Genomic DNA, 8949 nt, shown 5'->3' on the forward strand with positions numbered 1-8949 from the left:
CCTGAACGCCGCTCGTAGCGCGCAAAAGGACTGGGGCCGCAAACCCGCGATCGAGCGTGCCGGGCACCTGCGGCGCATCGCCGGCAAGTTGCGCGAAAACGTCGCGCACCTCGCCCGCACCATTACCCTTGAGCAAGGCAAAATCAGCGGTCTGGCCGAGGTCGAAGTCAATTTCACCGCCGACTACCTCGACTACATGGCCGAGTGGGCGCGCCGCATCGAAGGCGAGATCATCACCAGCGACCGCCCCAACGAAAACATCTTTCTGTTTCGCAAACCTCTGGGCGTGGTGGCGGGGATCCTGCCGTGGAATTTCCCGTTCTTCCTGATCGCCCGCAAGATGGCCCCGGCGCTGCTGACCGGCAACACCATCGTGATCAAGCCCAGCGAAGAAACCCCCAACAACTGCTTCGAATTCGCCAAGCTGGTGGCTGAAACCGACCTGCCCGCCGGGGTCTTCAACGTGGTCTGTGGCGACGGCCAGGTCGGCGGCGCACTCACCGCGCACAAGGGCGTCGACATGATCAGTTTCACCGGCAGCGTCGCCACCGGTTCGCGGATCATGACGGCGGCAGCGCCGAACATCACCAAGCTCAACCTGGAGTTGGGCGGCAAGGCGCCGGCCATCGTGCTGGCGGACGCTGACCTCGACCTCGCGGTCAGGGCCATTCGTGACTCGCGGATCATCAACACCGGCCAGGTCTGCAACTGCGCCGAGCGCGTGTACGTGGAGCGCAAAGTCGCCGACCAATTCATCGAGCGCATCAGCGCGGCCATGTCGGCCACCCGCTACGGCGACCCGATCGCCCAGGCCGATGTGGAAATGGGCCCGCTGATCAACCGTCAGGGCCTGGACAGCGTCGACCGCAAGGTCCGCACGGCCTTGAGCCAGGGCGCAAGCCTGGTCAGCGGCGGCCGGATAGCCGACCTCGGCGCCGGCTTTCACTTCCAGCCCACCGTATTGGCTGGCTGCCGCGCCGACATGCAGATCATGCGCGAAGAGATCTTCGGCCCGGTGCTGCCGATCCAGGTCGTCGACGACCTCGACGAAGCCATCGCCCTGGCCAATGACTGCGAGTACGGCCTGACGTCGTCGATCTACACCCGTGACCTGGGCAAGGCCATGCACGCGGTGCGCGAGATTGATTTTGGCGAAACCTACGTCAACCGCGAGAACTTCGAAGCCATGCAGGGTTTCCATGCAGGCGTGCGCAAATCCGGGGTCGGCGGTGCCGACGGCAAGCACGGCCTGTATGAATACACCCACACGCACGTGGTGTACCTGCAGAGCTGAGGTGGTGAACCGTGGCCCGGCGCGATAGCGTGCGGGCCTTTCCCTGAACGCCAAGACAAGGACTGCGCCATGCCCCTGAGCCCCTACAGCGGCCCGATAATCGACAGCCACCTGCACCTGTTCGACCCGCATCGCCCCGAAGGCATCCCGTGGCCGGAGCCCGGCAACCGTTTGTACGCCGCGCACTTGCCGGCGGACTACTGGGCAATCGCGCGTGAACACCATGTGATCGGCGCCATCGCCGTGGAAGCCAGCCCGTGCCGTGGCGACAACCGCTGGCTGCTTGAAACCCTGCGAAACGTGCCCGGCATGCTCGGGTTCGTCGGCAACCTCGACCCACGTGAGGCAACGTTTGCCGCCGACCTCGACGCGCTGGCCAATGAGCCGCTGTTCCTCGGCCTGCGCTACGGCAACCTGTGGGACCGCGACCTGCTGCTGGACCAGGCCCGCCCAGGCTTCATCGACGGTTTGCGCGACCTGGTCGCGTGCGGACGCAGCCTGGACAGCGCCAACCCCGACCCGCGCCTGATCAAAGGCCTGCTGCACCTGAGCGATGCACTGCCGCAACTGCGGATCATCGTCGACCACTTGCCCAATGCGCAGGTGCCCGCCGGTGAAGAAGCGGCTTACCACGCTGACCTGTTGCGCCTTGCCGAACGGCCGAATGTGTTCGCCAAGCTGGCAGAAATCCCCCAGGTGGGGCCGCACGGACTGATCACTGACGCGGCGTTCTACAACGACCGCCTGGCCGTGCTGTGGGAGGCCTTCGGCGAAGACCGTTGCTTCTTCGGCAGCGACTGGCCCAACAGCGACCACCTGGCGAATTTCGCCACCACGTTGGGCCTGGTGAAGAACTGCATGGCGGATAAACCCGAGGCGGTGCAGGCCAAGTTTTTCGTGCACAACGCGGTGCGGGTCTACACCCCGGCGCATCGCCATGGAGCGCTGTAATGCAGACGCGCGCCTTTCGCATGAACCTCAACCCTGGCCAGGCGGATGAGTACCGTCGGCGCCACGACGCGCTCTGGCCGGAGCTGGCCGAAGCCCTGCTGGCGGCCGGTGTCGTGGACTACCGGATCTTCCTCGATGAGCCCGCGAATGCGCTGTTTGCGGTGCTGGTCCATGAAGACGCCCATGGCCTGGATGACCTGCCCGGCACGGCCTTGATGCAGCGTTGGTGGCAGCACATGCAAGACATCATGCCCAGCCACCCGGATGCGTCGCCCATCAGCGTCGACCTGCTGCCGATGTTCAGCCTGGTGCGCGCCTGAACCCACTGACTCACCCCAACAATAAAAAGGATTCGACCCCGTGGAAATCATTCTTTTCGGTGTGATTCTGCACTTCATCGGCGGCTTCGCCTCCGGCAGTTTTTACATCCCCTACAAAAAAGTCCGCGGCTGGGCCTGGGAAAGCTACTGGATCAGCGGCGGCCTGGTGTCCTGGCTGATCGTGCCGTTGATAGCCGCACAGCTGACCGTGCCCGGCTGGATGGAGATCCTGCGCAATGCCGACACCAGCACTCTGCTCTGGACGTACCTGTTCGGCGTGCTGTGGGGCATTGGCGGGCTGACCTTCGGCCTGACCATGCGCTACCTCGGCCTGTCACTCGGCATGTCGCTGGTGCTGGGCCTGACCTCGGCCCTCGGCGCGTTGATGCCGGCCCTCTACCGCGACCTGTTTACCGATGCCACCGAAGGCACGCTGACCTCGATGCTGGCCTCCCAGGGTGGGCACTGGGTGTTGTGGGGCGTGGCCATTTCGCTGGTGGGCATCGCCGTGTGTGGCAAGGCCGGGCTGATCAAGGAGCGCGAAGTGCCCGAGGCCGTGAAGTTCGCCAGCATCAGCGAGTTTTCCGTGCCCAAGGGCATGCTGGTGGCGGTTATTTCCGGTGTATTGAGTGCCTGCTTCAGCTACGGCATCTCCGCCGGCCGCCCGCTCGCCGCTGCGGCGGTTGAACATGGCGCCAACAGCCTGTTCCAGAATAACGTCACGTTCATGGTGATCATGTGGGGCGGTTTGACCACCAACGGCCTCTGGTGCCTGTGGCTGAACTGGCGCAACCGCACCTTCTCCAACTACACCGACCGCAGCACGCCCCTGCTGCGTAATTACCTGCTGGTGGCCGTCGCGGGCACGCTGTGGTTCCTGCAGTTTTTCTTCTATGGCATGGGCGAAAGCCGCCTGCAGAACGATGCAAGCTCATGGGTGCTGCACATGTCCTTCATCATCATCGTGTCCAACTGTTGGGGCCTGTACTTTCGCGAATGGCAGGGCACCAGCGCCGCCAACAAGGCCGTACTGGTGACGGGCATCGCGGTGATCCTCGGCGCCATCGCCATGGTCGGTTACGGCAATTACCTCGGCTGAAGCCGCTTATTATTCAAGGAGTCACCTTATGTTGTTAGCAGACAAAACCGTGATCATCACCGGCGCCTCCCGTGGCATCGGCCGCGCCGCCGCCCGTGAATGCGCACGCCAGGGCGCCCGCGTGGTGATCGGCCACAGTGGCAGCGCTCAAGGCACCGAAGCCGCGTATTCATTGATCGAAGAGATCAAGGCTTTCGGCGGCCAGGCCATCGAAGTAGGCGGCGACGCCGCCGACCCGGACACCGGCGACGCGCTGGTGGCCGGCGCGGTCAACGCTTTCGGCAGTGTCGATGTGTTCGTCAACAATGCCGGGATCTGCCCGTTCCACTCATTCCTCGACATGCCGCGCGAGGTCTACCTGAAGACCGTCAACACCAACCTCAACGGCGCCTACTTCGCCGTGCAGGCAGCGGCCAACCAGATGAAAAACCAGGGCCGTGGCGGCGCGATCATCGCCGTCAGCTCCATCAGCGCCCTGGTGGGCGGCGGCATGCAGACCCACTACACGCCGACCAAGGCCGGGCTGCATTCGTTGATGCAATCCTGCGCAATTGCCTTGGGCCCTTACGGGATTCGCTGCAACTCGGTACTGCCCGGCACCATCGCCACCGACATCAACAAGGAAGACCTGGCCGATGCGGAAAAACTCGCCTACATGACCTCACGCACCCCGTTGGGCCGGTTGGGTGAACCGGACGACGTCGCCGGGCCTATCGTGTTTCTTGCCTCGGACATGGCGCGTTATGTCACCGGCGCCTCGCTGCTGGTCGATGGCGGCTTGTTCGTCAACTTGCAGTAAGTTCGTCATCGCGCACCTGCCCGCGCCCTACCACGCTGGCAGGTGGCAAGACCGCACCCGGCGCCAACACCGCATTGGCGCCGATGCGGCACTGATCACCCAGCAAGGCGCCGAACTTGTCGCAGCCGGTGCGCTGCAACTGGCCGTCGACACGTACCTGAATCTCTTTTTCCACCCGCTCGTTGCGGTAGTTGGCGACGATGCTCCCGGCTTCCAGATTGATCCCGTGGCCCAGCACCGAGTCGCCGACAAAGTTGAAATGCGCCAGCTTGCTGCCCCTGAATACAAAGGACGTCTTCAGCTCCGCACCCGGGCCAATGATGCAGTGCGCATCCACCCAGCAACCGCCGCGCAGCAATGCACCACTGGCAACAAAACACTGCGCCCCGATGATCAGCGGCCCCTTCAGCACGGCGCCCGCCTCGACCGTGGCCGTGCGGTGGACGGCAATTTCGTCTTGAATGCTGTACTCGTCCTGCGGCAGTTCAGCCAGCATCTGACGAACAATCGCCGGTGCCTGGGTCGCCAGTTCCCAAGGCATCAAGTCGGCCCAAGGCGCCAACGGGGAGTGGGAAAAGTTGGCAATGTAGTCATCCAGTCGAATCATCGTTGAACCCTCCAGGCGCTGGCGAAGCTCGAAACGCTAGCATGCAAGCGGGCGAAAACGGAACTTTACTATTTGTCTCTTTATGGATATTTTATCCACAAACGCCAACGAGGTCCGTCCATGCAATTGCCGACTTACCACGACGTCATCGACGCCGCTCAACGCCTGCAAGGCTTCGCCCACACCACGCCGGTGTTCACCTCGCGCACGCTGGATGCCGAAACCGGCGCCCAGGTCTTCATCAAATGCGAGCACCTCCAACGCACGGGCTCCTTCAAGTTCCGTGGGGCGTTCAATGCCTTGTCGCGGTTTGACGAGCAACAGCGCAAGGCGGGCGTGGTGGCCTTTTCTTCCGGCAACCACGCCCAGGGCATTGCGCTGGCGGCGAACCTGCTGGGCATGCCGGCAACCATCGTGATGCCCACTGATGCGCCTGCGGCCAAGGTGGCGGCCACCCGTGGCTACGGCGCGCGCGTGGTGCTGTACGACCGTTTCACCGAGGACCGCGAGCAGATCGGCCGCACGCTGGCGGTTGAACACGGCATGACCCTGATCCCGCCCTATGACCACCCGCACATCCTCGCCGGCCAAGGCACCGCCGCCAAGGAATTGCTGGAGTTCACCGGCCCCCTGGACGCGCTGTTCGTCGGCCTTGGGGGCGGTGGCATGCTGTCGGGCACCGCGTTATCAACCCGCGCACTGTCGCCGGAATGCCAACTGTTCGGCGTTGAGCCCGAAGCGGGCAACGACGGCCAGCGCTCGTTCCGCAGCGGTCACATCGTACACATCGACACCCCGGCGACCATCGCCGACGGCGCACAGACCCAGCACCTGGGCGACTACACCTTCCCGATCATCCGGGACCTGGTGAACGACATCCTTACCGTCTCGGATGCCGAGCTGGTGGCGTCGATGAAGTTCTTTATGCAGCGCATGAAAATGGTCGTCGAGCCCACCGGCTGCCTGGGCCTGGCGGCGTTGCGCCAACTGGGGCAGCGCTTCAAGGGCCAGCGCGTGGGCATTATCGTGACCGGCGGCAATGTCGATACCCAGAACTACGCCACCCTGCTCAGCGAGGCGCCATGAGGATCATTCACACCCCAACGGCCTCGCCACCCGCCGGGCATTACTCCCAGGCCATCCACCACGGCGATACGCTGTACATCTCCGGGCAATTGCCAATCAGCGCGGACGGGCAGCATCACCTGACCGCGTCGTTTGCCGAACAGGCTCAGGTGGCACTGGATAACCTGCTGGCGATTTTGCACGCGGCGGGCGGCTCGCCCGAAGACCTGGTGAAAGTCACGGTGTATGTGGTCGGGGTCACTCACTGGCCGGAATTCGACCGCGTGTACGCCGCCGCGCTGGGCGCGCATCGACCGGCACGCGCAGTGGTGCCGGTGCCGGAGTTGCATCACGGGTACCTGGTCGAAATCGACGCCGTGGCGCGTTACTTGGCGTAGGTGTAAACCGCCGCGCGCGACACGCCCAGGTGCGAAGCCACGGTTTCCATGGCCCGGCGCACGTCCATGCAGCCTGAGTCCTTGAGCTCTTGCATGAGCACGCGGCGGTCGGCGGTTTTGAGCGCGCGCGGTGTGGTTGCCAGGCGTGCGGCGAACAGGTCGATGCGGGCGCGAATAGCGTCGGCACCTGTGGGGTCAAGAGACTCGTGGGGCTGGTCGCCGCTGACCGAACCAAATTGCTCCAACAGGCCCTGCAAGCCCCGGAACAACGAGAGATCGACGTTCATGCACAACGCCGCGACGTACGTGCCGCTGGCATCCTTGATGCCGATCGAGGTGCTCTTGACCTGGCGGCCATCGCTGAACTGGTTCTGGTAATTGGCGATGATCTGCGGGTACTCGGGGTCGGCAATTCGCGCCAGCCCCAACTCGGTGGCCGGGTCGCCGGGCGCACGCCCCGAAAGGTTGTTATGGATGGCCAGGATCGCGTGCTGCGGGTCGCGCAAATCATGCAGCACCACTTCGCAGAAGGGGCTGAAGGTTTTGCTCAACCCCTCGGCAATCTGCTCGAGCTGGCTGATCAGGGTGGTGTCTTCGGGAGAGGTCTTTTTCATGCAAGACAACATATCCAGTCCTGGACAGGCCGTCAATTTGGCCACTGTCCCTCATTGTGGAGTTTTAACCATGGACACCCCAGCCGCACTGCTTGATGTGGTGAAAATGCAGCGCAATATCCAGCGCATGCAACAGCGCGCCAACGACTTGGGCGTGCGCTTGCGCCCGCATGTCAAAACCCATAAATGCGCTGAAGTGGTGGCCGCGCAGGTCGCTGCCGGGGCGCATGGCGTCACCGTTTCAACGCTCAAAGAGGCTGAGTATTGCTTCGACCAGGGTGTTCGCGACATTCTTTATGCCGTCGCCATGGCGCCGCACAAACTGCCCCAGGCCCTGGCCCTGCGTCGCCGCGGGTGCGCCTTGACACTGATCACCGACAGCCTCGCCGGCGCCCAGGCCATCGTCGACTTTGGCGATCAGCACGAGGAGACCTTTGCCGTGATGATCGAGATCGATTGCGACGGCCACCGCTCCGGGGTCAAGCCACACGACCCGTTACTGCTGGAGATCGCGCGCCGGCTTGGCGACAGCCTCACCGGCGTATTGACCCATGCCGGCGAAAGCTACGGCCTGGATGCCACCGACGCGCTGCAGGCGATCGCGGAACAGGAACGTGCGCGCTGCGTCGAGGCCGCGCAACGCATTCGTTCGGCGGGCTTGCGCTGTGATCAGGTCAGTGTCGGCTCCACGCCCACGGCCCTGTCAGCCGCAAACCTGGACGGCGTGACTGAATTGCGCGCCGGGGTCTATGCGTTTTTCGACTTGGTGATGCACAACATTGGCGTGTGCCGCATCGATGAGCTGGCCTTGAGCGTGCTGACCACGGTGATCGGTCATCAAGCGGAAAAAGGCTGGATCATCACCGATGCGGGCTGGATGGCCATGAGCCGCGACCGTGGCACGCAGGCGCAAAAGCGCGATTTCGGTTATGGGCAGGTGTGCGATGAACAGGGTGGGGTGATCGAGGGGTTGTTATTGAGCAGCGCCAACCAGGAGCACGGCGTGGCGCAGTTCGACACCGGCCAGGTGGATGTCACTGCGCAATTCCCCTTGGGCACGCGCCTGCGCATCCTGCCCAACCATGCGTGCGCAACCGGCACCCAGTTCGGCACTTATTACGCCTTGCTGGAAAATGGCGACACCCAGCCGTGGGAACGCCTGCGCGGCTGGTAGGCGAATACCCTCCTGCCTCCGACGCGCTGGATGCCGCCTGCCGGTTCGCGGCGAAAACGGTGGTCGTCCTTAAGCGTCATGGGGCCGTGAGTTTTTCGGATTGAGCGCCAGGCAGCGACGCTGGACCGCATATCTTGTGCGTTGACCATCCTTGTTACACACCATATAGTGTGCCCACAAACAAAACAGACCACTACATAGTGTGCAGTATCGGTATTTACCGACCACACTACGCGCAGCATTTCAATGCCGAGTAGCCTGCAAACCGTATATTTTTGGACGGCTTCATACGCCGTCAGAACAGACCAGGAAGGAGTATTTCAATGCTGAGTTGGGATGAAGTCGACAACGAAGACACCGGTGCAGCGGTGATCAGGGGCGCCAACGCCGGCCACGCGAGCGAAGCCAACATGGATCGCCTCGACGGTGCCGGTGCCGCTGCCGCGTTGGAAGCCCGTCACGTGACCGCCAATGACTCCGCCGCCATCAAGCGCGCCAAGGCCGCCTTGGACAGCCTCGACGTCGCCGAAGGCCTCGCCGAGCTGGAAGGCTCCGCCGCCCGCGTCGCCGTTGACGAAAAGCGCATGATCAACTGCCGCGCCGACCTCAACCAACTCGTGCCCTTCAA

At 63.5% G+C, this 8949-nt stretch carries 10 protein-coding genes and 1 pseudogene; 9 read left to right on the top strand and 2 right to left on the bottom strand.

The genetic code is table 11. The features are described from left to right. The 5 genes from aldA to WBB95_RS19965 form a co-directional block, all read left to right on the top strand. Nucleotides 1-1294 (top strand): aldehyde dehydrogenase (aldA, locus tag WBB95_RS19945; RefSeq protein WP_424489145.1); only part of this gene is annotated, 1294 nt, incomplete at its 5' end. 69 nt (nt 1295-1363) lie between these two features. After that, entirely contained in the window at nt 1364-2245 is an 882-nt protein-coding gene (locus WBB95_RS19950) for an amidohydrolase family protein (RefSeq protein ID WP_424489146.1), read from the top strand. Then, nucleotides 2245-2565 (top strand): L-rhamnose mutarotase, encoded by a 321-nt coding sequence (rhaM, locus tag WBB95_RS19955; protein WP_424489147.1) that lies wholly within the window; start codon nt 2245-2247, stop codon nt 2563-2565. The genes WBB95_RS19950 and rhaM overlap by 1 nt, the downstream gene beginning before the upstream one ends. 40 nt (nt 2566-2605) lie before the next feature. Next, a complete protein-coding gene (gene rhaT, locus WBB95_RS19960; protein ID WP_424489148.1) occupies nt 2606-3664 on the top strand; it encodes an L-rhamnose/proton symporter RhaT in 1059 nt (352 codons plus the stop codon). Nucleotides 3665-3692: 28 nt separating this feature from the next. Further along, nucleotides 3693-4463, top strand: coding sequence for an SDR family NAD(P)-dependent oxidoreductase (locus tag WBB95_RS19965; RefSeq protein WP_424489149.1), 771 nt, complete (start codon nt 3693-3695; stop codon nt 4461-4463). On the opposite strand, the gene WBB95_RS19970 is transcribed toward WBB95_RS19965, so the two are convergent. Then, nucleotides 4450-5070, bottom strand: coding sequence for an LpxA family transferase (locus tag WBB95_RS19970; RefSeq protein ID WP_424489150.1), 621 nt, complete (start codon nt 5068-5070; stop codon nt 4450-4452). The genes WBB95_RS19965 and WBB95_RS19970 overlap by 14 nt on opposite strands. 120 nt (nt 5071-5190) lie before the next feature. On the opposite strand from WBB95_RS19970, the gene WBB95_RS19975 reads away from it, so the two are divergent. Next, nucleotides 5191-6156 (top strand): threo-3-hydroxy-L-aspartate ammonia-lyase, encoded by a 966-nt coding sequence (locus WBB95_RS19975; protein WP_424489151.1) that lies wholly within the window; start codon nt 5191-5193, stop codon nt 6154-6156. Further along, nucleotides 6153-6533, top strand: coding sequence for a RidA family protein (locus WBB95_RS19980; protein ID WP_424489152.1), 381 nt, complete (start codon nt 6153-6155; stop codon nt 6531-6533). Before WBB95_RS19975 ends, WBB95_RS19980 begins: the two co-directional genes overlap by 4 nt. Here WBB95_RS19980 and WBB95_RS19985 read toward each other — a convergent pair. Then, complete coding sequence (locus WBB95_RS19985) at nt 6521-7147, bottom strand: helix-turn-helix transcriptional regulator (protein WP_424489153.1); 627 nt, start codon at nt 7145-7147, stop codon at nt 6521-6523. The two genes, WBB95_RS19980 and WBB95_RS19985, sit on opposite strands and share 13 nt — an antisense overlap. 70 nt (nt 7148-7217) lie before the next feature. Here WBB95_RS19985 and WBB95_RS19990 point away from each other — a divergent pair, with 70 nt between their 5' ends. Together WBB95_RS19990 and WBB95_RS19995 are read left to right on the top strand one after the other, a co-directional pair. After that, a complete protein-coding gene (locus WBB95_RS19990) occupies nt 7218-8321 on the top strand; it encodes an alanine racemase (protein ID WP_424489154.1) in 1104 nt (367 codons plus the stop codon). A 323-nt stretch (nt 8322-8644) separates the two neighbouring features. Further along, nucleotides 8645-8949: pseudogene (locus WBB95_RS19995) on the top strand (ribonucleotide-diphosphate reductase subunit beta); the annotation flags it as partial.

Source organism: Pseudomonas sp. (assembly GCF_049645325.1).
GTDB lineage: Bacteria > Pseudomonadota > Gammaproteobacteria > Pseudomonadales > Pseudomonadaceae > Aquipseudomonas.

What these genes read in the sequence shown, in the direction of transcription:
- WBB95_RS19950 (WP_424489146.1), top strand. Translation starts at nt 1,364, where the DNA reads ATGCCCCTGAGCCCCTACAGCGGCCCGATAATCGACAGCCACCTGCAC.
- rhaM (WP_424489147.1), top strand. Translation starts at nt 2,245, where the DNA reads ATGCAGACGCGCGCCTTTCGCATGAACCTCAACCCTGGCCAGGCGGAT.
- WBB95_RS19965 (WP_424489149.1), top strand. Translation starts at nt 3,693, where the DNA reads ATGTTGTTAGCAGACAAAACCGTGATCATCACCGGCGCCTCCCGTGGC.
- WBB95_RS19970 (WP_424489150.1), bottom strand. Translation starts at nt 5,070, where the DNA reads ATGATTCGACTGGATGACTACATTGCCAACTTTTCCCACTCCCCGTTG.
- WBB95_RS19975 (WP_424489151.1), top strand. Translation starts at nt 5,191, where the DNA reads ATGCAATTGCCGACTTACCACGACGTCATCGACGCCGCTCAACGCCTG.
- WBB95_RS19980 (WP_424489152.1), top strand. Translation starts at nt 6,153, where the DNA reads ATGAGGATCATTCACACCCCAACGGCCTCGCCACCCGCCGGGCATTAC.
- WBB95_RS19985 (WP_424489153.1), bottom strand. Translation starts at nt 7,147, where the DNA reads ATGAAAAAGACCTCTCCCGAAGACACCACCCTGATCAGCCAGCTCGAG.
- WBB95_RS19990 (WP_424489154.1), top strand. Translation starts at nt 7,218, where the DNA reads ATGGACACCCCAGCCGCACTGCTTGATGTGGTGAAAATGCAGCGCAAT.